Source organism: Azospirillum agricola, from assembly GCF_020005195.1.
Taxonomy (GTDB): Bacteria; Pseudomonadota; Alphaproteobacteria; order Azospirillales; family Azospirillaceae; genus Azospirillum; species Azospirillum agricola.
The window spans coordinates 840,180-864,103 of record NZ_JAIFZR010000005.1; the positions used below are offsets into that span (position 1 = coordinate 840,180).

The 23,924-nt window shown below is 70.3% G+C and carries 22 protein-coding genes and 1 tRNA gene; 16 read left to right on the forward strand and 7 right to left on the reverse strand.

The genetic code is table 11. The features are described 5' to 3' along the window. The first annotated feature begins 1 nt into the window (after position 1). Positions 2-412 (forward strand): CBS domain-containing protein, encoded by a 411-nt coding sequence (locus JN22_RS18930; RefSeq protein ID WP_085555427.1) that lies wholly within the window; start codon positions 2-4, stop codon positions 410-412. Positions 413-448: 36 nt separating this feature from the next. On the opposite strand, the gene JN22_RS18935 is transcribed toward JN22_RS18930, so the two are convergent. The 4 genes from JN22_RS18935 to JN22_RS18950 all read right to left on the reverse strand — a co-directional run bounded on the left by JN22_RS18935 (position 449) and on the right by JN22_RS18950 (position 5,252). After that, complete coding sequence (locus JN22_RS18935; RefSeq protein WP_085555428.1) at positions 449-1,201, reverse strand: TerC family protein; 753 nt, start codon at positions 1,199-1,201, stop codon at positions 449-451. Between the two features lie 166 nt (positions 1,202-1,367). Continuing rightward, entirely contained in the window at positions 1,368-1,766 is a 399-nt protein-coding gene (locus JN22_RS18940; protein WP_085555429.1) for an RNA-binding S4 domain-containing protein, read from the reverse strand. Positions 1,767-1,816: 50 nt separating this feature from the next. Then, entirely contained in the window at positions 1,817-4,291 is a 2,475-nt protein-coding gene (locus JN22_RS18945) for a helicase-related protein (protein ID WP_223677787.1), read from the reverse strand. Between the two features lie 130 nt (positions 4,292-4,421). Next, on the reverse strand, positions 4,422-5,252 hold the full coding sequence (locus JN22_RS18950; protein WP_223677788.1) for a tetratricopeptide repeat protein: 831 nt from the start codon (positions 5,250-5,252) through the stop codon (positions 4,422-4,424). Between the two features lie 105 nt (positions 5,253-5,357). On the opposite strand from JN22_RS18950, the gene JN22_RS18955 reads away from it, so the two are divergent. From JN22_RS18955 to JN22_RS18990, 9 genes are all read left to right on the forward strand, one after another. Further along, positions 5,358-6,257: an SDR family oxidoreductase gene (locus tag JN22_RS18955; RefSeq protein ID WP_085555431.1), complete on the forward strand. Its 900-nt coding sequence runs from the start codon at positions 5,358-5,360 to the stop codon at positions 6,255-6,257. Positions 6,258-6,388: 131 nt separating this feature from the next. After that, a complete protein-coding gene (locus tag JN22_RS18960; protein WP_223677789.1) occupies positions 6,389-8,086 on the forward strand; it encodes a hypothetical protein in 1,698 nt (565 codons plus the stop codon). Between the two features lie 230 nt (positions 8,087-8,316). Further along, positions 8,317-9,450 carry a DNA polymerase III subunit beta gene (dnaN, locus tag JN22_RS18965; protein WP_085555432.1) on the forward strand — a complete coding sequence of 378 codons (1,134 nt, stop codon included), beginning with the start codon at positions 8,317-8,319 and terminating at the stop codon, positions 9,448-9,450. 79 nt (positions 9,451-9,529) lie between these two features. Then, positions 9,530-10,708 carry a DNA replication/repair protein RecF gene (recF, locus tag JN22_RS18970; RefSeq protein ID WP_085555433.1) on the forward strand — a complete coding sequence of 393 codons (1,179 nt, stop codon included), beginning with the start codon at positions 9,530-9,532 and terminating at the stop codon, positions 10,706-10,708. A 102-nt stretch (positions 10,709-10,810) separates the two neighbouring features. Next, the gene (gyrB, locus tag JN22_RS18975; RefSeq protein WP_085555434.1) at positions 10,811-13,297 is read left to right on the forward strand and encodes a DNA topoisomerase (ATP-hydrolyzing) subunit B; all 2,487 of its coding nucleotides are present in this window, start codon (positions 10,811-10,813) and stop codon (positions 13,295-13,297) included. Positions 13,298-13,454: 157 nt separating this feature from the next. Beyond that, the gene (locus tag JN22_RS18980; RefSeq protein WP_179166190.1) at positions 13,455-13,610 is read left to right on the forward strand and encodes a hypothetical protein; all 156 of its coding nucleotides are present in this window, start codon (positions 13,455-13,457) and stop codon (positions 13,608-13,610) included. Then, the gene (locus JN22_RS34970) at positions 13,582-14,205 is read left to right on the forward strand and encodes a M48 metallopeptidase family protein (protein WP_085555435.1); all 624 of its coding nucleotides are present in this window, start codon (positions 13,582-13,584) and stop codon (positions 14,203-14,205) included. Before JN22_RS18980 ends, JN22_RS34970 begins: the two co-directional genes overlap by 29 nt. Then, entirely contained in the window at positions 14,195-14,347 is a 153-nt protein-coding gene (locus JN22_RS34975; protein WP_211099672.1) for a M48 metallopeptidase family protein, read from the forward strand. Before JN22_RS34970 ends, JN22_RS34975 begins: the two co-directional genes overlap by 11 nt. Then, positions 14,347-15,273, forward strand: a complete 927-nt coding sequence (locus JN22_RS18990) for a restriction endonuclease (RefSeq protein ID WP_085555437.1) — start codon at positions 14,347-14,349, stop codon at positions 15,271-15,273. The genes JN22_RS34975 and JN22_RS18990 overlap by 1 nt, the downstream gene beginning before the upstream one ends. A 32-nt stretch (positions 15,274-15,305) precedes the next feature. Here JN22_RS18990 and JN22_RS35375 read toward each other — a convergent pair whose 3' ends face one another. Further along, positions 15,306-15,668 carry a DUF6538 domain-containing protein gene (locus tag JN22_RS35375; protein WP_396022005.1) on the reverse strand — a complete coding sequence of 121 codons (363 nt, stop codon included), beginning with the start codon at positions 15,666-15,668 and terminating at the stop codon, positions 15,306-15,308. A 15-nt stretch (positions 15,669-15,683) separates the two neighbouring features. Further along, a tRNA-Ala gene (locus tag JN22_RS18995) sits at positions 15,684-15,759 on the reverse strand. Positions 15,760-15,992: 233 nt separating this feature from the next. On the opposite strand from JN22_RS18995, the gene JN22_RS19000 reads away from it, so the two are divergent. From JN22_RS19000 to JN22_RS19025, 6 genes are all read left to right on the forward strand, one after another. Further along, a complete protein-coding gene (locus tag JN22_RS19000; protein WP_085555438.1) occupies positions 15,993-16,277 on the forward strand; it encodes a YggT family protein in 285 nt (94 codons plus the stop codon). Continuing rightward, positions 16,277-16,609, forward strand: a complete 333-nt coding sequence (locus JN22_RS19005) for a DUF167 family protein (RefSeq protein WP_085555439.1) — start codon at positions 16,277-16,279, stop codon at positions 16,607-16,609. The genes JN22_RS19000 and JN22_RS19005 overlap by 1 nt, the downstream gene beginning before the upstream one ends. 2 nt (positions 16,610-16,611) lie before the next feature. Further along, positions 16,612-17,517, forward strand: coding sequence for a bifunctional methylenetetrahydrofolate dehydrogenase/methenyltetrahydrofolate cyclohydrolase FolD (folD, locus tag JN22_RS19010; protein WP_085555440.1), 906 nt, complete (start codon positions 16,612-16,614; stop codon positions 17,515-17,517). Continuing rightward, positions 17,514-18,506: a magnesium transporter CorA family protein gene (locus tag JN22_RS19015; protein ID WP_085555441.1), complete on the forward strand. Its 993-nt coding sequence runs from the start codon at positions 17,514-17,516 to the stop codon at positions 18,504-18,506. The genes folD and JN22_RS19015 overlap by 4 nt, the downstream gene beginning before the upstream one ends. Positions 18,507-18,524: 18 nt before the next feature. Continuing rightward, positions 18,525-19,367: a ModD protein gene (gene modD / locus JN22_RS19020; protein WP_085555442.1), complete on the forward strand. Its 843-nt coding sequence runs from the start codon at positions 18,525-18,527 to the stop codon at positions 19,365-19,367. 182 nt (positions 19,368-19,549) lie between these two features. After that, complete coding sequence (locus JN22_RS19025; protein WP_179166191.1) at positions 19,550-21,139, forward strand: MAC/perforin domain-containing protein; 1,590 nt, start codon at positions 19,550-19,552, stop codon at positions 21,137-21,139. Between the two features lie 73 nt (positions 21,140-21,212). On the opposite strand, the gene JN22_RS19030 is transcribed toward JN22_RS19025, so the two are convergent. Further along, positions 21,213-23,912 carry a bifunctional acetate--CoA ligase family protein/GNAT family N-acetyltransferase gene (locus JN22_RS19030; RefSeq protein WP_085557237.1) on the reverse strand — a complete coding sequence of 900 codons (2,700 nt, stop codon included), beginning with the start codon at positions 23,910-23,912 and terminating at the stop codon, positions 21,213-21,215. Between the last annotated feature and the right edge of the window lie 12 nt (positions 23,913-23,924).

Here is a 23,924-nt window from a genome sequence, read left to right on the forward strand (position 1 = left end):
CATGAAGCGCAAACTGGTTCCGGACGTCATCGGGTCGCAGGAGCTGATCCTGGTGCCGGAGGACACCTCGGTCGCCACCGTGTCGAAGCTGATGGCCGAGAAGAACATCGGCGCCGTGCTGGTGGTCAATCACGGCTCGCTGATCGGCATCGTCACCGAGCGCGACCTGAACAACAAGGTCCTGTCCAGGGATCTCGACCCGGCGGCGGTCGAGGTGTCGGCGGTGATGACCCGCAACCCCGACACGCTGCCGCCCGACGCCGACGCGGTGGACGCGCTGAAGCTGATGCACGACAAGCATTACCGCCATCTGCCGATCACCCAGGGCAAGCGCGCGGTCGGCATCGTGTCGATCCGCGACCTGTTCAAGGTCGCCTACGAGCATCTGATGGCCGAACGCGCGCCCGCCTGAGGCAAGAAAGAGGGCGCGCGGCAGGGGTGGGGGGGCTCAGTGCCCCGCCGCCGCGCCCCGCGCCTCCTTCTGCGCCGCCTTCTTGCGCCGGCCGGCGGCCATCAGGTTCAGCGCCTCGACCAGCGCCGAGAAGGCGATGGCGAAGTACAGGTAGCCCTTGGGGATGTGGAAGCCGAGGCCGTCGGCGATCAGCGCCACGCCGACCAGCAGCAGGAAGGACAGCGCCAGCATCTTCACCGTGGTGTGGCGGTTGACGAAGTCGCCGACCGGACCGGAGGCGAACAGCATCACCGCCATGGCGATGACGACCGCCGCGACCATCACCGGCAGGTGGTTCGACATGCCGACCGCCGTGATGACGCTGTCCAGCGAGAAGACGATGTCCAGCACCATGATCTGGAGCACGACCGAGCGGAAGGTCGCGTGCTTCGGCGCGGATCCGGCCTCCTCGTGGCCTTCCACCGTGTGGTGGATCTCCAGCGTGCCCTTGGCGAGCAGGAACAGGCCGCCGCCGATCAGGATCAGGTCGCGGCCCGACACCGCCCAGCCCATGACCGTGAACAGCGGTTGCGTCAACTGGGCGATCCAGGCGATGGAGGCCAGCAGCGCCAGCCGGCTGATCAGCGCCAGCGCGAGGCCGAACTGGCGCGCCGACTTCTGCTGCTCGACCGGCAGCTTCGACGCCATGATCGAGATGAAGATGATGTTGTCGATGCCCAGCACGATCTCCAACGCGGTCAACGTCAGAAGGCTGGCCCAGACATTCGGGTCGGCGAGCAGGTCGAGCATGATGAAGGGCGGGGCTCCAGGGGTTCGGGACGGCGTACGGCCGCCGGCCGGTCAAGCGTGACCGCGCCCACATGATGCCACAATCATCATCCCGCAAGAGGGGATGCGATGATTTTCCGGCTCAGCTTTTCGCCCTACGCCCGGCGTCCCGTCCCCTCGGCCGGAGTCACTCGCCGTCGCCGTGCAGGGCGTCGATGGCCCGGCGGTCGCGCTTGGTCGGCCGTCCGGCGCCGGGCGCCCGGTAGGGATCCTCCAGCCGCTCCTCCGGCACCGGCGGGGAGAGATCCTCGTAGAGCGCCTGGGCTTCCGGCGCCGGGCCGCGCCGGGTTCCCAGCGCCAGCACCTTGATCACCCGGATGTGGCGTCCCTGCGCGAAGGTCAGCACGTCGCCCGGCTTGACCGCCGCGTGGGCCTTGGTGACGACCGCGCCCGACAGGCGGACGGCACCGTCGTTGCAGTGCTTGGCGGCGAGGCTGCGCGTCTTGAAGAAGCGCGCGAACCACAGCCACTTATCGATGCGCAGCCGGCCGGGGGCGGAGTCGTCGGCGTCGCCGGTGGCGGTCATGACGGGGCTCCCGCCTGATCCGACGTTCCGGCATCGTTCATGTCGTTCATTCACATCCCCGACAGTTGACGCAACTTGGCGAAGGGGTGGTCGGCGTTGGCCGGAGGCCCGCGCCGGGGCCTCGGCCCCTGCGGGCGCCGCCGCCGCCACGTCACCGCCCCGTCCTCCGCGACCGAGCGGGCATAGCCGAGCCCGCTCAGCACCGCGCCCAGCTCCTCCGCCGACACGCCGATCCGCTGCCCGAGCGCGACCTCACTGACCGGCGCGCCGGATTTTCCGAGGGTCAGCAGTTCCGTCTCCAGCCGGTCGAGCATGTCGACCCGCAGGGCCCGCCCGCCGGCCGGCGGATAGCCGATGGCCTCCCAGAAGGCGGGCGGCGCGCCGGCGGCCTCGACCGAGACGCGGCCCGGCGGCGGCAGCGGAACCGGCAGCGGATGCCCCTTGGCGACCGCCCACAGCAGCCCGCGCAGCGCCACCGCCGCCGGCTTGGCCAGCGCCGTCAGGTAGAGGTGCGACACGCCGAGCCGCACGCCGAGCTTCGCCAGCGCCTTGCGGTCCTCGCGCTCCAGCCCCTCGACCAGCGGGGCGACCGGCGGGCGCGGCAGCACCCCCAGCCCCTCGACGAGCTGAAAGGCCAGCCCGCGCGCCGTGCCCGACAGGCCGTGGGGTCCGGCCCCGTGACCGTCGGCCAGCGCGAAGAGCGGCTTCAGCCGGGCGGCGACATGCTCCTTCAGCCAGCGCTCCAGCCGGGCGCGCACCCGCTCGCGCTGGGCCTGGTCGAGCATGCCCTCGTCGAAGGGGACGACCAGCGGCGCCAGCACCGACGGCCCGGCGGCGAGCCTCGCCACCGGCACCCCGTCGGCGCTCAGCACCCCGTCGGGGCCCAGCGCGAAGACGTCGTCGGGCTCCTGCTCGAAGGTCCGCAGCCGCCGCGCCAGCTCGTCGCGCAGCGCGCGGCGGGCGGCGGTGGCGAGCGCGCGCGCCTCCTCCGAGCGGTCGGGCGCGTCGGGGACGAAGCGGAAGCCCTCCAGCCGGCCGACGACGTGCCCCTCCACCACCACCTCGCCGTCGGCGCGCACGCCGCCGATCAGGGCGCGGCCGTCCTTCAGCGTGCGCGACAGCGTGGCGGAGCGGCGGTCGATGAAGCGTTGCGTCAACCGCTCGTGCAGGGCGTCGGACAGCCGGTCCTCGATGGCGCGGGTGCGCTCCTGCCAATGCAGCGGGTCGCTCAGCCAGGACGGACGGTTGGAGATGTAGGTCCAGGTGCGGATGTGGGCGATGCGGGCGACCAGCGCGTCGATGTCGCCCTCGGTGCGGTCGAGCCGGGCGATCTGCTTGCCGACCCAGTCGGTGTCGAGCCGGCCGAGCCGGGTCCGCAAGGATCGGTAGACCTGCCCGAGCAGCCTCGTGTGCGCGTCCGACAGCACCTTGCGGAAGTCGGGAACCTGGCAGACCTCCCACAGCAGCCGCACGGCCTCCTTGCCCTTGGCGAGATCCAGCACCTCCTGGTCGCGCACCAGCGCCTGGAGCGCCAGATGGTCGTCGGCGTCGCGGGTGCGGCTCAGCTCCGGGATGGGGGCCCGCTCCTCCAGCGACTTCAGCAGGAAGCCCGGCGTGTCGAAGCGCAGCGCGCTGTTGCGCCAACTCAAGGTCTTCAGCGTCTCGAACTCGTGATTCTCGACGCGGCTGATGAGGTCGGGGTCGAGTTCGCCCACCTCGTCGGTGGTGCCGAAGGTGCCGTCGCGCATGTGGCGGCCGGCGCGGCCGGCGATCTGCGCCACCTCGGCCGGGCGCAGGCGGCGCGGGGCGAAACCGTCGAACTTGACGATGCGGGCGAAGGCGACATGGTCGACGTCCATGTTCAGCCCCATGCCGATGGCGTCGGTCGCCACCAGGTAATCGACCTCGCCCGCCTGGTAGAGCGCCACCTGGGCGTTGCGGGTGCGGGGCGACAGCGCCCCCAGCACCACCGCCGTGCCGCCGCGCTGGCGGCGGATCAGCTCGGCCATCGAATAGACGTCGGTCGCCGAGAAGGCGACGACGGCGGAGCGCGGCGGCAGACGGGTCAGCTTGCGATGGCCGGCGTAGGTGAGCTGGGAGAAGCGCGGCCGGTTGACGAACTCGACGCGCGGCACCAGCCGGCGGATCAGCGGCTGGATCGAATCGGAGCCGAGGAACATCGTCTCGACCAGCCCGCGCGCGTTGAGCAGCCGGTCGGTGAAGATGTGGCCGCGCTCGGGATCGGCGCAGAGCTGGATCTCGTCCACCGCCAGGAAATCGACGGCGCGGTCGAGCGGCATCGACTCGACGGTGCAAACCCACCAGGACGGGTTGGGGGGCAGGATCTTCTCCTCCCCCGTCACCAGCGCCACGGCGTTCCTGCCCTTGATCGAGACGATGCGGTCGTAATTCTCCCGCGCCAGCAGGCGCAGGGGAAAGCCGATCATGCCGGACCTGTGGCCGAGCATGCGCTCGATGGCCAGATAGGTCTTGCCGGTGTTGGTCGGCCCCAGCACGGCGACCACGCGGCCCCCAAGCCCGAGACCGCCGCCCCCCAAAGCTTGAGAGGCCGAAGCGTGAGAAGACGTCATGGCAGTAAGCTTTGGTGTGCCGGAGGCCGCTTTGCAAGCGTCGGCTGGGCGGTGGGCGAGCCGTTCAGGGGGACTTCGGTTTTTCCGCCTTCGGCGCCTCGGGCGCGGGCGCCGTCCCGGCGCCGGTCATCCTCGCCACCCGCTCCAGATTGACCGCCGCCGCCTTGCCGGACTCGCTGTCGGGGGCGAGGCGCGCCACCAGCGCCCAATCCTCCCTGGCGCCGGCGAGGCCGCCGCTCAGCGCCTTGACGTTGCCGCGCAGCAGGATCGCCTCGGGGTCGCCGGGCTTCAGCTCCAGCGCATGGCCGATGTCGGCCAGCGCCTGCCGGTAATTCGACAGCGCCTTCTGCGCGCTGGCCCGGTAGAGGTAGGCGTCGGCCCGCGTCGGGTCCTTGGCCAGCGCCGCGTCGAGGTCGGCGATGGCGTCCCAGAATCGCTCCGCCTCGGCGCGGGCGAAGGCGCGGTCGATCAGCAGGTCGACGTCGCCCGGCTGCCGGTCCAGCGCGGCGCTGTAGAGCCGCTCCGCCCGCTTCTGGTCGCCCGCCCGCAGCCACGCCCAGCCGCCGCGCGCCAGGATCGAGGCCGCCGCCTTGGGGTCGTCCTTGCCCAGCACGCCGGCCAGCTCCTCCAGCCGCCCGCCGGCGGCCTTGAAGTCGCCCTTGTGGAAGAGCGCGAGCGCCTGGCAGAGCCGGGCGAAATCGCCGCCGCCCGCCTCCTGCCAGCGCAGCGCGCGGTCGAAGGCGGCGTCGGGCGCGGTCTCGGCCTGCGTCGCGCAGTCCTTCAGTTCGCGGTTCCGGTCGAGCGCCGGGTCGGCGGCAAGCGCGGGGGTCAAGGCGGGGGCCGTGGCCAGCAGCGACAGGACGGCCAGCGTGCGGTAAGCGTTGCGTCGGATCATGGTCGCCTTACACTCCGCCATCGTCCGGTCCGGCGCAAGCCCCAGCGCGCCGGGCCCGCCGCCCTCGACTCCGCCCTCGACTCCGTTGCCCAAGGATGCGCCGCGATGTCCTCCCCCCGCCTGTTCGTCTTCGGCCTCGGCTACAGCGCCCGCGTCTTCGCCGAGTCGCTGCGCGCCGAGGGCTGGCGGATCGCCGCCACCTGCCGCGGCGAGGAGAAGCGCGCCGCCCTGGAGGCCGAGGGGATCGAGGCCTTCCCGTTCGACCGCGACCGCCCGCTGGCCGATCCGGCGGCGGCGTTGGAGGGCACCACCCATCTGCTGGTCAGCATCCCCCCCGACGCCAAGGGCGACCCGGTGCTCGACCACCACGCCCGGCATCTGGCCGACCTGCGCACGCTGGACTGGGGCGGCTACCTCTCCACCACCGGGGTCTACGGCGACACCAAGGGCGAGTGGGTCAGCGAGGCGGCGTGGCTGAAACCGACCGGCGAGCGCCAGAAGCGCCGGGTCGAGGCGGAACGCGGCTGGCTCGGCCTCTACCGGCAGTACGGCGTGCCGATGCACCTGTTCCGGCTGGCCGGCATCTACGGCCCCGGCCGCAGCGCGCTCGATTCCGTGCGCGACGGCACCGCCAAGCGGGTGGACAAGCCGGGGCAGGTCTTCGGCCGCATCCACGTCGCCGACATCGCGGCGACCCTGCGCGCCTCGATGGCGAAGCCGACGCTGGGCGCCGTCTACAACGTGGTCGACGACCTGCCGACCCCCTCGCACGAGGTGGTGGAGTACGCCTGCCGCCTGCTGGGCGTCGAGCCGCCGCCGCTGGTGCCCTTCGAGCAGGCGGACCTGTCGCCGATGGCCGCCAGCTTCTACGCCGACAGCCGGCGGGTGAAGAACGACCGCATCAAGCGGCAGCTCGGCGTGACGCTGGCCTATCCCGACTACCGCGCCGGGCTGGACGCCCAGCTTGCCGCCGACAGGCTCGCCGCCGGCAATCTTCGGTCCTGAAGGATTCGCCGACACACCCCGCCAATATCAGCGCCTGCGACCAAAACACGCGTCCGGGCCGGAAAAGGTTATTTAATACTCTCAACGGATCATCACCGCATCGCTGACGGGAATCCTGCGGGAGTGTGGGCATGAACGGCACGTTGCCCGGCATGATGGCCAAGACTGGCGGTGGGTCCACGGAGAATCCGGACGTCGAAATCTTCCGCCGCCAGATGAACGAGGTCGTCTCGCGCATCCCGATGCACGCCATCCGCTCGGTGCTGGACGCGGTGGAGGAGTCGGCCGCGCCCAACGGCCAGCGCGCCCGGCACCTGCGCGACGCCCTGGTCGATCATTTCAACCGCCTGCGCCCGATGAAGGCGCGCCGCCTGTTCACCGGCCTGTTCGAGCCCTTCCTGGTCGACGACCAGATCCTCTACCGCGCGCCCGAGGCGGTGCCGGCCCTGATCCAGCGCGTCGACATGGGCGGCATCTGGGCCGCCCTGACGCAACACGCCTTCCCCGCGCTGGCCGCCGAGGTGCAGAGCCGGCTCGACGACATGGCGCGCGAGGCGATGCTCGACGCCGTCCTGGTCAGCCCGCAGGCGATGGGCCTGCGCGAGGAGATGCGCCGGGAGGCGCTCGATTTCCTGATCCGCATGGCCGCCGACCGCAAGCTGACCGACCGCTTCCTGGCGACGGCCAACGACGAGGCGCTGCACGACGCCCGCCTGCGCACCCAGTATCTCGGCCGCAAGGCGCCGATCGACAGCGACCTGCTGGGCTTCGTCCGCGCCCTGCTGGAGCACAACGCCGTGCTGGTGCCGCTGACCGAGCGGATGCGCCGCGACATCGAGGAGATGCAGGCGGGCAGCGACTCCCGATCCGCCGAGGTCGAATGCCAGTCGGCCCTGATGGTCGGCTTCGTGCGGCGGGTGCGCGACCTTGGCGTGCCCTTCCGCGACCAGACCCAGGTGCTGGCGTGGTTCGCCCCGCTCTACGGGCTGAACGTCAAGCGCCGCTACGACGTGTTCCTGCGCCATGTGCGCGAGCACGCCGGCCCGGCGGTGCGCGAGTCGCACCCGTTGCTGCGCGCCCTGCTCGACCATTTCCACGCCGCCGGCACCACCGTGCGCGAGGTGGTGGACGGCATGTTCGGCGACGTCGACATCCAGGACGGCGGCGTGCTGTCGGTCAACACCGCCACCCGCGAGCTGCTGTCGGCCGCGGTGGAGCGATTCGACCGCTCGCTGACCGCCCTGTCGGGGACCGGCTTCCTGGCCAGCCGCTCGACCGGCCCGGCGATCCGCGGGCAGCTCGCCGAGGTCAGCCGGGCGCTGACCGGAACCGTCATGCCGGCGCTGGCCTCGCGCATGCAGGCGGCGATGAGCGCCCGCGTCGCCCCGGTGCCCGACCAGCAGGACATCGTCTGGCTGCTGGAGCTGGTGTGGCGTTGGGGGCGCTGCCTCGGCAACGCCGGCTACGCCAACCCCGAGCTGAAGTCGCTGCGCCTCTACGCGGTGGAGACCGGGCGGGTCGCCTTCGTCCAGGCGATGAAGGCGGAGGGCGACGAGAAGCCCGCCCACCGGATGGCCCACATGCTGCGCATCCGCCGCCTGATGGCGGCGCTGGGCGAGGGCGTCGATTCCTGGATCAGCCCGGTCAGCCAGGGCCTGCACCGCGTCGTCTACGCCTATCTCGATCAGATCGAGGCGATCGCGGAGGACGAATGGGCGGTGATCGACGCCTTCGTCGCGGCGATCCGCTCGGAGCTGACCCGCTCCCGCCACTGGCAGAGCGCCGACCTCGTGGAGATCCTGAGGCTGCACGAGATGCGCGGGCGGTGAGGCGGCAGCCCGCGAAGCGGGCGGCGCCTTCCGGCACTCGCGGAAACCCTGCGATCGCCCATGCCGAACGGTCCTATGATCCGCCATAAGGCCCTGATCGCACGAATTTGGTTCGACGCAACCGCCATTATGGTATGATGCGCGCCCGCTCTGGGCGGTTGTCCCGGATTCCGCCTCCGGAAGTCCGCCCGAGCGCCCACCGATACATCCGCCGCCGAGACGACGACAGCATGAACATCACCATCGAACGCGCCGCCCTTCTTCGGTCCCTGGGTCACGTGCAGAGTGTGGTCGAGCGGCGGAACACCATTCCCATCCTCTCCAACGTCCTGCTGCGCGCGAGCGACGGCGAGCTGTCGCTGGCCGCCACCGACATGGATCTGGAGATCGTCGAGACGGTGCCGGCCACGGTCGGCCGCGCCGGCGGCACCACCGCCCCGGCCCACACCCTCTACGACATCGTCCGCAAGCTGCCCGACGGCAGCCAGGTCGAGCTGGACGTCGGCGGCGACGGCAACATCCTGACGCTGCGCGCCGGCCGCTCGCAGTTCAAGCTGTCCTGCCTGCCGGTGGAGGATTTCCCGCAGCTTTCCGGCGGCGAGCTGAAGCACAATTTCGCGGTTCCCGCCGCCGACCTGCGCGCGCTGGTCGACCGCACCCGCTTCGCGATCTCCACCGAGGAGACGCGCTACTACCTGAACGGCATCTACCTGCACGCCACCCGCTCCAAGACCGGCGGCGGCGCCGAGCTGCCGGTGCTGCGCGCGGTCGCCACCGACGGCCACCGTCTGGCGCGGGTCGAGATGCCGCTGCCCGAGGGCGCCGAGGGCATTCCCGGCGTCATCGTGCCGCGCAAGACGGTCAACGAGATCCGCAAGCTGATCGACGAGGCCGCCGACCGCATCGAGCTGTCGCTGTCCGACAACAAGATCCGCTTCGGCTTCGATTCCGTCACCGTCACCTCCAAGCTGATCGACGGCACCTTCCCCGACTACGAGCGGGTCATCCCGGTCGGCAACGACAAGGTGATGGAGGTCGACGCCAAGCTGTTCGCCGCCGCCGTCGACCGCGTCGCCACCATCTCGACCGAGAAGAGCCGGGCGGTGAAGCTGGCGCTGGCGCGCGGCGCCCTGACCCTGTCGGCGACCAGCCCGGAGGCCGGCAGCGCCACCGAGGAGCTGGAGGTCAATTACCAGGAAGGTCCCCTGGAAATCGGCTTCAACTCGCGCTACCTGCTCGACATCACGCAGCAGATCGAGGGCGAGGGCGCCCGCTTCACGCTGGCCGACGCCGCCTCGCCGACGATCATCCGCGACGTGGCGGATTCGACGGCCCTCTACGTCCTGATGCCGATGCGCGTGTGATGGGGTGCGGGGGACGGGTCCTCCGCCGAGCGGAACCGTGTCCTTGTCCACAGCAGCCTTCCATCCCCCTCGGCCCCCGATGAGCGCGGAACCGCCGGCGCTGGCGGTCCGCCGCCTGACGCTGACGCGCTTCCGCGGCTACGAGTCCGCGCGGCTGGAGCCCGACCGCCGGCCGGTGGCGCTGATCGGGCCCAACGGCGCCGGCAAGACCAACCTGCTGGAGGCCGTCAGCTTCCTCGCCCCCGGCCGCGGCCTGCGCGGCGCGCGGCTGGCCGAGATCGAGCGGATCGGCTCGCCTCCCGGCGCCGGCTGGGCGGTGGCGGCGACGCTCGACGGCCCGGCCGGCCCGGTGGAGATCGGCACCGGCCGCGAGCCGGCCCGCGAACCGCAAGGCTCCCGCAAGCCGACCGACCGCGACCGCCGCCTCGTCCGCATCGACGGCCACGCCGCCAAGGGCCAGACCGCGCTGGCCGAGCATGTCGCCGTCGTCTGGCTGACCCCGCAGATGGACCGGCTGTTCCTGGAGGGCTCCAGCGGACGGCGCCGTTTCCTCGACCGGCTGGTCTTCGGCTTCGATCCCGCCCATGCCGGCCGGCTGTCGCGCTACGAGCACGCGCTGCGCGAGCGCGCCCGCCTGCTGCGGGATGGCCGCTTCGACGAGGGCTGGCTCGGCGCGCTGGAGGACCAGATGGCGACCACCGGCGTCGCCGTCGCCGCCGCCCGGCGCGAGGTGGTGCAGCGGCTGCGCGCCGCCTGCGCCCGCTCGGTCGGCCCCTTCCCCGGCGCCGACCTCGCGGTGACGGGGGCGGTGGAGGATTGGCTGGACGAGGGGCCGGCGCTGGCCGCCGAGGACCGGCTGCGCCAGTCTCTGCGCGACAGCCGGCGCCACGACGGCGGCAGCGACGGCGGCGGCGGCGGCGCGGCGACCGGCCCGCACAAGAGCGACCTGTCGGTCCGTCACGCGCCCAAGGACATGCCGGCGGCGCTCTGCTCGACCGGCGAGCAGAAGGCGCTGCTGATCGCCATCGTGCTGGCCAACGCCCGCCTGCTGGCGGCGGAGCGCGGCGCGGCGCCGATCCTGCTGCTCGACGAGGTCGCGGCCCATCTCGACCCCGACCGGCGCGAGGCGCTGTTCGGCGAGATCCTGGCGCTCGGCGCCCAGGCCTGGATGACCGGCACCGACGAGGCGGTCTTCGCCCCGCTGGGCGGCGAGGCCGGGCGGTTCCACGTCGAGGACGCGCGCATCCGCCCCGGATAGCCCTTCCGATGATCCGGCCGGGCTGTGTGGAAGGCCGGAAAAAAAGCAGGCGTGCGCATGCGAAAACGCCGTTTTCTCAACCCGATCTGTTATAGTTGGCGCATGGCACAGGAAGCATTGAAGAACGACCTCCCGCAGCAGGACTATGGGGCCGAGTCGATCACCGTTCTGCGCGGGCTCGACGCCGTGCGCAAACGTCCGGGCATGTACATCGGCGACACCGACGACGGGTCGGGTCTGCACCACATGGTGTATGAGGTCGTCGACAACGCCATCGACGAGGCCCTGGCCGGCTATTGCGACAAGGTCGAGGTGCAGTTGAACGCCGACGGATCGGTGACGGTCCGCGACAACGGCCGCGGCATCCCAACCGACATCCATTCGGAAGAGGGCATCTCGGCCGCCGAGGTCGTGATGACCCAGCTCCACGCCGGCGGCAAGTTCAACCAGAACAGCTACAAGGTGTCGGGCGGCCTGCACGGCGTCGGCGTCTCGGTGGTCAACGCCCTGTCGGAGACGCTGGACCTGCGCATCTGGCGCGGCGGCCGCACCCACGCCATGCGCTTCCGCCATGGCGAGGCCGAGGCGCCGCTGGCCGACGTCGGCCCGGCCCCGGCGCTGGAGGCCGGGCGCGCCGACGGCAAGACCGTGCTGAGCGGCACCGAGGTCACCTTCCTGCCCTCGAAGGAGACCTTCACCAACACCGAGTTCGACTACGCGACGCTGGAGCACCGGCTGCGCGAGCTGGCCTTCCTCAACTCCGGCGTCCGGCTGGTGCTGACCGACGCGCGCGGGGTCGAGCCGAAGGTGCAGGACCTGCATTACGAGGGCGGGCTGGAGGCCTTCGTCACCTACCTCGACCGTTCCAAGGTGGCGCTGCACAAGCCGGCGATCACCCTGAAGGCCGAGCGCCCGACCGAGCATGGCGGCGTGGTGACGGTGGAATGCGCGTTGCAGTGGAACGACAGCTACCACGAGACGACGCTCTGCTTCACCAACAACATCCCGCAGAAGGACGGCGGCACCCACCTCGCCGGCTTCCGCGCGGCGCTGACGCGGGCGATCAACAGCTACGCCAACGAATCCGGCATCGCGAAGAAGGAGAAGGTCAATCTGTCGGGCGACGACGCCCGCGAGGGGTTGACCTGCGTCCTGTCGGTGAAGGTGCCCGATCCGAAATTCTCCAGCCAGACCAAGGACAAGCTCGTCTCGTCGGAAGTCCGCCCGGTGGTCGAGACCATCGTCGGCGAGGCGCTGGCCCAGTATTTCGAGGAGCATCCGGCCGACGCCAAGCGCGTCGTCATGAAGGTGGTCGAGGCCGCCGCCGCCCGCGAGGCCGCGCGCAAGGCGCGCGAGCTGACCCGGCGCAAGGGTGCCTTGGACATGGCCTCGCTGCCCGGCAAGCTGGCCGACTGCCAGGAGCGCGACCCGGCCGGCTCCGAGCTGTTCATCGTCGAGGGTGATTCGGCGGGCGGCTCGGCCAAGCAGGGGCGGTCGCGCCAGTTCCAGGCCATCCTGCCGCTGCGCGGCAAGATCCTGAACGTCGAGCGGGCGCGCTTCGACAAGATGCTGTCCTCCGCGGAGATCGGCACGCTGATCGCGGCGCTCGGCACCGGCATCGGCCGCGACGAGTTCAACGCCGACAAGACGCGCTACCACAAGATCATCATCATGACCGACGCGGACGTGGACGGCAGCCACATCCGCACCCTGCTGCTGACCTTCTTCTTCCGGCAGATGCCGGAGCTGATCGACCGCGGCTATCTCTACATCGCCCAGCCTCCGCTCTACCGGATCAAGCGCGGCAACGCCAAGGAACGGTATCTGAAGGACGACCGGGCGCTGGAGGAGTATCTGGTCGAGGCGGCGCTCGGCGATTTGTCGGTGCAGCTCTCCGACGGCAGCCTGCTGATCGGCGAGCAGTTAAGCGGTCTGGTCGAGCAGGCGCGCACCGCCCGCCCGGCGCTCGACGCGCTGGCCCGCAAGGCCGGCACCCTGACGGTGGTGGAGCAGGCGGCGGTCGCCGGCGCGCTGTCGCCCGCCCTGGTCAACGACGCCGCCGCGGCGCTCGCCGCCGCCCAGACGGTGGCGGAACGCCTGAACGGGCTGGATCCGGAGGGCGGCTGGCGCGGCGAGGCCCTGCCGCAGGGCGGCTACGCCGTGGTCCGCTCGCGCCGGGGCGTGACCCACCGCCACCTGTTCGACGCCGACCTGCTGAAGAGCGTCGAGGCGCGCCGGCTGGACGCGCTGGCGCCCGATTTGAAGCGGGTCTTCGGCACGGTCGGCCGCGCCTTCGAGAAGCAGAAGGAAACCCGCGCCCTGACCGGCCCGGTGGCGCTGTTCGACGTGGTGATGGAGCTGGGGCGCCGTGGCGTGACCATCCAGCGCTACAAGGGTTTGGGCGAGATGAACCCGGACCAGCTCTGGGAGACCACGCTGGACCCGACCAAGCGCTCGCTGCTCCAGGTGCGCGTCAACCACGCCGACCAGGCGGAGGAGGTCTTCTCCACCCTGATGGGCGACATCGTGGAGCCGCGCCGCGAGTTCATCCAGGACAACGCCCTGAAGGTCTCGAATCTCGACGCCTGACGTTGCCGATCGCGAGTTTTTTACCGACCGCCGCCGGATGACGGTGTGAGTCGCGTCCGGAAAGCGGTGCTACAGCAGGGCGGGGTCGAAAAGGCTCCGCCTTTCTTGCGACTCGGGGCACCCCGCTTCAGGCAGGGCGGGCCCCGGCCCACGCCGCGTGCGACAGGCCCTGCCGGCCGCAACCCGCCCCTCGGTGACGGCCAACACTGTCCCGCCCGAGCCCATCGGCCCGGCCATCCACATCGACCTCGACCTTCTGGCCAGCCGCATCGCCGAAAAACTCCATGCCGCCCAACAAGTCGCCGGGCAGTAACCGGCCAAATCAGGCAGCCAAGGGCCGCCGTCTGGTCGCCGACGCCCGCAAACGGAACGGGCTGATCGTCGATTGCATCGGCGTGTCCGCCCACCTCGACAGGGCTCTGGCCTCCTACCGGGCCGACGATGTCCGCAACGCCATGCGGGACCTCGACGACCTCCGCAACCAGCTTCGGGCCGCCCACGCCGCCGTGCTCCACATGATGAAGGGGGTGAAGCGGGCCGGCGGACGGATTGACAAGGACAGCCTGAAGGCCGAGTTTGACCAGCTTGTCGCCCGGCTGAAACCCGATGAGACCCAGTGGATCGAGTTCCGCAACAAGGCCCGCGAGTTCATCGGCCTGTACGAGGCCGTCAGCCCGGCCCCCTGCGTGCTGGAGTTCACCGCCGACCTGAAATGGGTGGCCCTGTTCCTCCATGTCGCCGACCTCGTCCGCCGGCACGGCGAGCCGAACGGGCTGAAGCCGAAGGATGCCCGGGTCAAGGACCAAAAGCATGTCTGGGGAAGCTGTGGGATCGACCGCGTCGTGAACCTGAACTGGCAGTTGGTCTTCGCCCCCCCGGACGGTGCTGGAATACGCGGTGGTCCATGAACTCTGCCACCTGCGGCACCGCACCCATGACCGGCCCTTCTGGGGGCTGGTCGGAACCATCCTGCCGGACTGGGAGGCCAGGAAGGCGTGGCTGGACCAGAACGAACATTTCCTGACGTTGCGACGCGTGGAGCCGACCTGATGGCCATTCCCGATTTCCAGACCCTGATGCTCCCCGTGCTGAAGACCGCCGCCGGGGGTGGCGAGGTCCGCATCGGCGATGTGGTGGACCAGCTTGCCGACGTGTTCGCCTTGACCGACGAGGAGCGAGCCCAGCTTCTGCCGTCAGGGCGGCAGACGACCTTCGCCAACCGGGTCCACTGGGCGAAGAGCTACTTGACCAAAGCCGGGCTGGTGGACCTCACCCGGCGGGCACATTTCCGCATCACGCCGACAGGCCGGGGCGTGCTGAGTTCGCCACCGGAGCGGATCACCATCCGGTTCCTGGAGCAATTCCCGAGCTTCAAGGGTTTTCGCGACGGCGAGGCCGGGGCGGCCGAAGCGGCCGACAGTGCCGAGGTCGTGCTGCCGGTCGCCGAGAGCCCCCTGACCCCCGATGAGGTGATGCGGCAGGCCCATCTGCGGATCGAGGCGTCGCTGGCGGAGGAAATCCTCCAGCGGGTGCGATCCGGCACGCCTGCCTTCTTCGAGAAGACCGTGGTCCACCTGCTGATCACCATGGGCTATGGCGGTTCGGTCACGGAACTCGACAAGGCTCTGGTCGGCAAGTCGGGTGACGATGGTGTGGACGGCGTCATCGATCAGGACCCGCTTGGGCTGGATCGGGTCTATGTCCAGGCCAAGCGGTACGCGGACGGCAACACCGTCGGGGCGGGGGCGATCCGCGACTTCTTCGGCAGCCTGAATCTGTTCAAGGCGACCAAGGGGCTGTTCGTCACCACCTCGGCCTTCACCGTGTCGGCCAGGGAGACGGCCGGCCGGTTGGGCACCCGCATCGTGCTGATCGACGGAATCCAACTGGCCAAACTCATGATCCGGCACGAGGTCGGATGCAGGATCGAGGAGACCCTGCACATCAAGCGGGTGGATGAGGACTTCTTCGAGTAGCCGCCGGGCCTACGCCGGGAACGGGGCAAGCATCAGGTGGCCAAGGTCCACCCGCGGGCCGCATCGAACAGTCCCTCGATCTCGAAGGCCAACCTGTGGGCCGCCCGGATGGCGTCGGGGTAGTTGCTGGTCCTGAGGGAGCGGTTGATGCGCGTCCGGCCCAGAACCTCCTGGAGGTCGGCCGGAACCCGCGTCTGGAATTGCCAGACGGCTCCCCGGATCCACAGCCCTGTGGGACGCCGTTTGGGCGACAGGGATGTGCGACACCGCGGACGGGCTGAAACGGCGGATTTTGAAGGGGATGGCGGCGATTCGGCCGGCGCCGCGTACGACAGGGCGGTGTCACACCGCAGGGAATTCCGCCGCTTCCGGGCGAATTCCTGTGTCGCATCAATGTTTTTTTAGGTAATTGGTGGAGCCGAGGAGGATCGAACTCCCGACCTACGCATTGCGAACGCGTCGCTCTCCCAGCTGAGCTACGGCCCCACACCATGTCGCCCGGCGGGGTACCGCCCGGCGTGGCGCGGATATTGTCCATCGGCGGCTCCCCTGTCAAGCGATTGATTCACGAAAATTCGCAGATTGTCGAACAGGCCCGGCGGGGCCATTTCCAAGGCCCGCGGCACTGGACAGCCTTCGCCGCTTGTGCTTAGGGTGCCCGGAAAACGCTGGCGCCCGGCGGGGCAGCCGCAAAAAAACCGAAACGGAGCAGGCCCGGAATGATCGCGCTGTATATGCTCATCAACACCATCCTCGACCTGTTCTTTTGGGTCCTGATCATCTCGGCGGTGCTGAGCTGGCTGGTCGCCTTCAACGTGGTCAACACGCGCAACCGCGCGGTCTACGTCATCGGCGATTTCCTCTACCGGATCACCGAGCCGGTGCTGGCTCCGATCCGCCGGGTGCTGCCCAACATGGGCGGGCTCGACCTGTCGCCCATCGTGGTCCTGCTGCTGATCTCCTTCATCCAGAACCTGATGGCCCAGTACTGGCCGCGCTTCTGATGGCACCGTCGCCGCCCTCCCCGCTGGAGCCGGTGGCCGACGGCCTGCGCCTGTCGCTGCGCGTGACGCCCAAGGCGTCGCGCAACGCCGTCGCCGGGCTGGCCGACACCGCCGAAGGCGGGCGGGTGCTGAAGGTGACGGTGACCGCCGTGCCGGAGAACGGCAAGGCGAACGAGGCGGTCATAAAACTGCTGTCGAAGGCGTGGAAACTGCCCAAGACCAGCCTGACGGTGGTGGCCGGCGCCACCGATCGGAACAAGATTCTGCATGTGGCCGGCGATCCGGCGGCGCTGATGCCGCGGCTGACGGCCTTGATCGAGGGTGGAGAGTGAGCATGGCGGACGCGAAGATCATCGACGGCAAGGCCTACGCCGCCGGCCTGCGGGCGCGGGTGGCGGAGGGCGTGGCGGCGCTGAAGGCCAGCCACGGCGTCACCCCCGGTCTGGCCGTGGTGCTGGTGGGCGAGGATCCGGCGAGCCAGGTCTATGTGCGCTCCAAGGAGCGGGCGCTGGTCGAGCTCGGCATGAACAGCTTCGACCATCACGAATCGCCCGACATGGCCGAAGGCGACCTGCTGGCGCTGATCGACCGGCTGAACGCCGACCCGGCGGTGCACGGCATCCTCGTCCAGCTGCCGCTGCCGAAGCACATCGACAGCCAGAAGGTGCTGGCCCGCATCGTGCCGGAGAAGGACGCCGACGGCTTCCACGTCGTCAACGCAGGCCTGCTCGCCACCGGCCAGCCGGGCGCCATCGTGCCCTGCACGCCGCTCGGCAGCCTGCTGCTGATCCGCGACACGCTGGGCCGCGACCTGAAGGGCAAGCGGGCGCTGGTGCTCGGCCGTTCCAACATCGTCGGCAAACCGATGGCGCAGCTGCTGCTCCAGGCCGACTGCACGGTGACGATGGCCCATTCCCGCACCGCCGATCTGCCGGAGGAGTGCCGCCGCGCCGACATCCTGGTCGCCGCCGTCGGTCGTCCGGAGATGGTGCGCGGCGACTGGATCAAGCCGGGCGCCACCGTCATCGACGTCGGCATCAACCGCGTTCCGGCCGCCGAGCCCGGCAAGACCCGGCTGGTCGGCGACGTCGCCTTCGACGAGGCGGTCACGGTCGCCGGCGCCATCACCCCGGTGCCGGGCGGCGTCGGCCCGATGACCATCGCCTGCCTGATGCTGAACACGCTCGCCGCCGCCTGCCGCGCCGCCGGCGCCCCGGTGCCGGAAGAGGCCGCCCTTTGATCACCGTCCACGCCCGCGTCGACGGCCGTGTCGTCCGCCAGCCGCTGGCGCTCGACGAGCCCCTGCCGGCCGACGCGGTGTGGATCGACCTGCTGCGCCCGGACGAGGCCGAGCGCGCCCGCGTCGGCGCACTGACCGGCTGCGACCTGCCAACGCGCGAGGAGATGAAGGAGATCGAGGCGTCGAGCCAGCTCTACACCGAGGGCGACGGCATCTACATGACCTCGCCCATCATCTCGCGCGCCACCTCGCCCCACCCGGAGCAGGGCGAGCTGACCTTCGTGCTGACGCCGCGCCACCTGATCACGCTGCGCTACACCGAACCGCTGCCGGTCATCACCTTCGCCGCCCGCAGCGTCCGCCAGCCGGAGCTGCTGGCCTCGGCCGAGAGCGCCCTGTTCGGGCTGCTCGACGCGGTGATCGACCGGGTCGCCGACGTGCTGGAGCTGGTCGGCGGCCGCATCGACGAGCTGTCGGCCCGCATCTTCGACGATTCGCTCGACGGCGGCGGCTTCGGCAAGGCGGCCAAGAAGCCGGACGAGTTGCAGGACGTGCTGCGCGGCATCGGGCGCGCCGGCGACCTGACCCACAAGGTGCGCGACAGCCTCGCCGGCCTCGACCGGCTGGTGGTGTTCCTGACCTCGGTCAGCGGCGGCCGGATGAACAAGGACCAGAAGACCGCGCTGAAGACGATGACTCGCGACTTGCGGTCGCTGAACGAGCACGCCGGCTTCCTGGCCCACGAGGCGAACTTCCTGCTCGACGCCACGCTGGGCCTCATCAACATCGAGCAGAACGCCATCATCAAGATCTTCTCGGTCGTCGCCGTGGCGCTGATGCCGCCGACGCTGATCGCGTCCGCCTACGGCATGAACTTCAAGCACATGCCGGAGCTGGACTGGGAGTTCGGCTACCCGATGGCGCTGGGGCTGATGGTGCTGTCGGCGGTGCTGCCCCTCTGGTACTTCCGCCGGCGCGGCTGGCTCTGACGCAAGGGAACATCGCCGATGATCGTCCTGCCCGACTCCGCCCTCGACGCGCTGCTGGCCCAGGACGTTCCCCACGGCGACCTGACCACCGACTCGCTCGGCATCGGCGGCCGGCCCGCCACCATGCGCTTCGCCGCGCGCGGCGCCATGGTGCTGGCCGCGACCGAGGAGGCCGCCCGGCTCGTCGAGAAGGCCGGTGGCCGGATCCTCCGCTTTTCCCCGAGCGGCACGGGCGTCGAGGCCGGTGCGGTCTTCCTGGAGGCGGACGGCCCGGCCGGCGCCCTGCACCGCGCCTGGAAGGTGGCGCAGACGCTGGTCGAATACGCTTCCGGCATCGCCACCCGCGCCCGGCGCATCGTCGACGCGGCTCCCGGCGTGACGGTCGCCTGCACCCGCAAGAATTTCCCCGGCGCCAAGGACATCAGCGTCAAGGCGGTGATGGCCGGCGGCGCCGTGATGCACCGGATGGGCCTGTCGGAAACCCTGCTGGCCTTCCCCGAGCACCGCGCCTTCCTGTCCGATCCGCCCGCGGACTGGATCGCCGCCCTGCGTCGCAAGGCTCCGGAAAAGAAGATCGTCGTCGAGGCCGGCTCGGTCGAGGAGGCCGTCGCCCTGGCCGAGGCCGGCGCCGACGTGATCCAGTTGGAAAAGCTGCCACCCGAGGCCGCCCGCGCGGTGATCGAGGCGACGCGCGGCCTGAACCCGGCCCCGGTCGTCGCTCCCGCCGGCGGAGTGACCGAGGCCAACGCCGCCGCCTACGCCGCCGCCGGCTGCCGCCTGCTGGTGACGTCGGCGCCCTATTTCGGGCAGCCCGCCGACGTCAAGGTGACGCTGCAACCGGCGCGGCAATATCCCTCATAAGGGGATTTATCAGCCACTCTTGCACGCCGAACCCCCCAATTCATGGGTTTTCCCACCACTTCCGCGCGCTCTAGAACAGGAGGCCGGACGGGATGACGGGTTGTGCGCCATCCCCGCCGCTCGCGGGGACTTCGGGAATCCACGCATCCTCGAAGCTCCCGGCCCCGATGCTGGAGATTGCCATGCCTCCCGTGACCGTCAGAACGGCGTCCGTCACTCCCCTTGTCCTGTCCGCCCTTGTCCTGTCCGCCCTGGCGACCGCACCGTCCGGCGCGGCGGCGAGCGGGTGCTCGTCGCTGCTCTATGGCTCCGACCTGCTCGGCCGGATGTACAACGTCAAGACCGGCAAGGTCGCGAGCGCCGATTCCGTGACCGGCATCCAGCTGTTCGACCTGAAGTGCCAGAGCACGAATTCCGCGACGCTCTATGGAACCACCTACGCCTACCCGGCCAGCCTGACGCTGACGCCGTCCGCCCAGACCACGGTGAACGACGCGGTTCAGTCGACCTACAGCTACGACGAGATCGACAACAATTTCGAGGTCGATCTCGGCGTCCAGGGCGTGTCCTCCACCTTCAGCGCCGAGCTCGACGCCAGCGTCGCCCTGTCCTCCACCCATTCCGTCGCCACCTCCTACGTGCAGGCGAACGCCGGATCGGTCCTGGAATCCTACCGGCTGGCGCTGCCGCCGGTGGCGGCTGGGCTGCGCGATCTGCTGATCCCCGGCGTCAAGGCCGACATCGACACGATGGAGCCGAACGCCCTGGTCGCCAAATACGGCACCCATTTCCTGAACTCGTCGGTCTTCGGGGGCCGCTGGCTGTTCTCCCAAAGCATCTCCAGCTCCCAGACGACCGACACCCAGAGCATCGAAGGGGCGGTCCAGGCGAACTACAACGCCTACAGCGCCAACGTCTCGGCGGGGCAATCCACCAAGGACTACGACAGCAACACCCAGACGGCGGCCGTCTTCGTCGCGATCGGCGGGGCGCCCATCGCCGGACAGACGACGCTGAGCCAATGGGCCGCCACCGTTCCCGGCAATTTCGGCCTGATCCAGTTCGACCGTCAGTCGGGCACCGCCTCCCTGCTGCCCCTGTCGGTGCTGGCGACGACCGCCCAGCGCACCTCGGAGATCAACCAAGCGATCGTCGCCGCCCTTCAGACCCCCCAGTTCAGCTTCTACAATCTGATGTGGGACAACAGCGGCATCCCCACCACGATCGTCGGCGAGAAGAGCTACCAGCTGACCGACGTCGGCAAGATCATCGTCGGCATCGCCCTGAACGTCGAAGACAACAACGTCAGCCACATGGCCGTGCAGACCCGCGATCTCAACAGCGGAGACACCGCCTGGGTGGACGTCGAGGGGCGCCCCTTCAACCAGAACTCCTACGAGGCGATCTACAGCCTGGAAGACACCGGAAAGGGGCTGGCCGCGGTGGGCTACTGCTTCAGCGCCGACAAGAACGTCCCCAACACGATCGGGCTCTACCACCGCGCGGTGAACGCGACGAAGGACACGAGCGGCTTCCTTCAGGGCGACGTCGCGCTCGGCTACAACAAGGGTCCGAACTGCGAGCAATCCTTCAACCCCGGCAACGGCGCCCAGAAGGTTCTCGTCGGCATCGGCATCATCGTCCACGACAACGCCGTCGGCATCGTCAACGCCAGCTTCGCCCCGCTGAAGGCCTCGCCGGCCACGGTGCCGTCCGGCGCCGCCCCGCGCAGCCAGGAACGAGCAGCCGGGAAGACGGCGGCCCGCCGATAGCTTCCCGCGTCTGCGGAAACGGAACCGCCGGCCGGTCGTCCCGGCCGGTGGTTCCCCCTTTCGATGCGCGGCCCTACTCCGCCGCCAGACCGCCGCCCAGCTCGATGCGCACCTCGACGACGCCGGGCTCGTCCATGTTCTCCTTGCGGACGAAGCCCAGCGCGCGGCACATGCCCAGCATGTTGGTGTTCTCGCGCAGAACCTCGCCATAGACCTCCCTGATGCCGCGCGAGCGGGCGTAGTCGAGGATCTTGTTCATCAGGATGTAGCCGAGCCCCTGCCCCTTCATGTCGGAGCGCACCATCACCGCGTATTCGGCGCGGCGGTTGTCGGGATCGGCGTTGATGCGCACCACGCCGTACATGATGGTGTCGCCGGTCTCCGGATCGGGGCCGACGGCGATCAGCCCCATCTCGCGGTCGTAGTCGATCTGGGTCAGCCGCGCCGCCGCCTGGTGCGACAACCGCTTCAGCGGCGCGAAAAAGCGCAGCCGCAGATCCTCGGCCGTCTGGTTCTCCACCAGATGATGCACCAGCGGCTCGTCCTCCGGCAGGATCGGGCGGACGACGAACTGCCGGCCGTCCTTGATGGTGATCCGGTCCTCCAGCGCCTTCGGGTAGGGGCGGATCGCCAGCCGGTTGGCCCCGGCCAGCGCCGGCACGCCCACCTTGATGCGGGCGTCGAGCGCCAGCACCCCGTCGGCGTCGGCCAGCAGCGGGTTGATGTCCAGCTCGGCGATCTCCGGGAAATCGACGATGAGCTGCGACAGCTTGTTCAGCGTCAGCGCCACCGCGTCGAGATCGACCGCCGCGCGCGAGCGGTAGCCCTGCAACTGCTTCCAGATGCGGGTGCGGCCCATCAGGTCGGCGGCCAGCTTCATGTTCAGCGGCGGCAGGGCGAGGGCGTAATCCTCCACCACCTCGACCCCGATGCCGCCCTCGCCGAACAGCAGGACCGGGCCGAACATCTCGTTCTCGGTCATGCCGACGATCAGCTCGTAGGCGTCGGGGCGGACGGCCATCTCCTGGACGGTGAAGCCCTCGATCCGCGCGTCCGGCGCCAGTTCGTGCACGCGGGCGAGCATCGCCTCGGCCGCCGCCCGCACCTCCTCCGGAGTCGTGAGCCCCAGCGCGACGCCGCCGACGTCCGACTTGTGGGCGATGTCGTGCGACAGGATCTTCAGCGCGATGGGGCCGCCGATGACGCGGGCGGCGGCGGCGGCGTCCTCCGGAGTCTCGGCGACGCGGGTGTCGACCACCGGGATGCCGTAGGCGGCCAGCACGCGCTTGGCCTCGTACTCGCTGAGCCAGTCCCGCTTTTCCGCCATGGCGCGGGCGATCACCCGCTTGACCGTGATGCCGTCGGGCTGGAAATCCTCGGCCACCGAGGGCGGGGTCTCCATCAGCAGCTCCTGGCTGCGCCGGTAGCGCACCAGATGCATGAAGGCGCGCACCGCGTTGGACGGCCCGTCGTAGGTCGGGATGCGGTTGGCGGCGAAGAGCTGGCGGGCGTCCGCCGCCGACTCGTCGCCGATCCAGCTGGTCAGCACCGGGTGGCGGCGCGCCTTGTTGGCCAGCACGGTGTCGGTGACGGCCTTGGCGATGGCGGCGCTGTCGGTCAGGGCCGAGGGGCAGTGCAGCACCAGCACCGCGTCGTTGCTGCCGTCCTGCATCAGCGCGTTCAGCGCGTCGGCGTAGCGCTTGGGCGTGGCGTCGGCGCCGATGCGCAGCGGGTTGCCGCGCGGCCCCCCGCCGGGATTCGCCCCCAGCACCGCGGTCAGCGCCTCCTGCGTCTCGGCGGACAGGGTGGCGAGGCGGCCGCGGGCATGGATCAGCTTGTCGGTCGCCATGACCCCCATGCCGCCGCCGTTGGTCAGGATGGCCAGCCGGTCGCCGGTGATCGGCACGCCGGTGCCCAGCGTGCCGGCGGCGTCGAACAGCTCGGCCAGATCGTTGACGCGCAGCACGCCGGCGCGGCGGAACACCGCGTCGTAGACGGCGTCCGACACCGCCAGCGCCCCGGTGTGGGAGGTCGCCGCCTCCTGCGCCTCGTCGGAGCGGCCGGCCTTGATGACGATGACCGGCTTCTGGCGGGCGGCGGAGCGCGCCGCCGACATGAACTTGCGGGCGTGGCTGATGCTCTCGATGTAGAGCAGGATGGCGCGCACGGTGACGTCGGAGGCCAGATAGTCGAGCAGGTCGCCGAAATCGACGTCGCCCCGGTCGCCCAGCGACACCAGATGCGAGAAGCCGATGCCGCGCGAGGTCGCCCAGTCGGCGATCGAGGTCACGACCATCGAGGACTGCGCCACCAGCGCGACGTCGCCCTTCTTGGGCGCCACCGGGCCGAAGCTGGCGTTCAGGCCGCGCCCCGGCACCATGGCGCCGAGGCTGTTCGGCCCCAGCACCCGCATCAGGTAGGGCTTGGCGGCGTCGAGCATCGCCTGCGTCTGCTCGGCGTTCATCCCGCCAGTCATGACGATGGCGGCCTTGGTGCCGCGCTTGCCCAGCGCGTCGATGGTCGCCACCACCTTGTCGGCCGGGGTGCAGATCACGCCGAGGTCGGGGGTGATCGGCAGGCCGTCCACCGCCTTGTAGGTCAGCACGCCCTCGACGGCACGCTCGGTCGCGTTGACCGGCATCACCGGCCCGTCGAATCCGGCCTGGAACAGGTTGCGGGCGACCACCGCCCCCACCGTTCCCGGCTTGCGGCTGGCCCCGATCAGCGCGATCGAGGCGGGTTTGAACAGCTTGTCGAGGTTGCGAACGGTCATGACCCGGCCCGG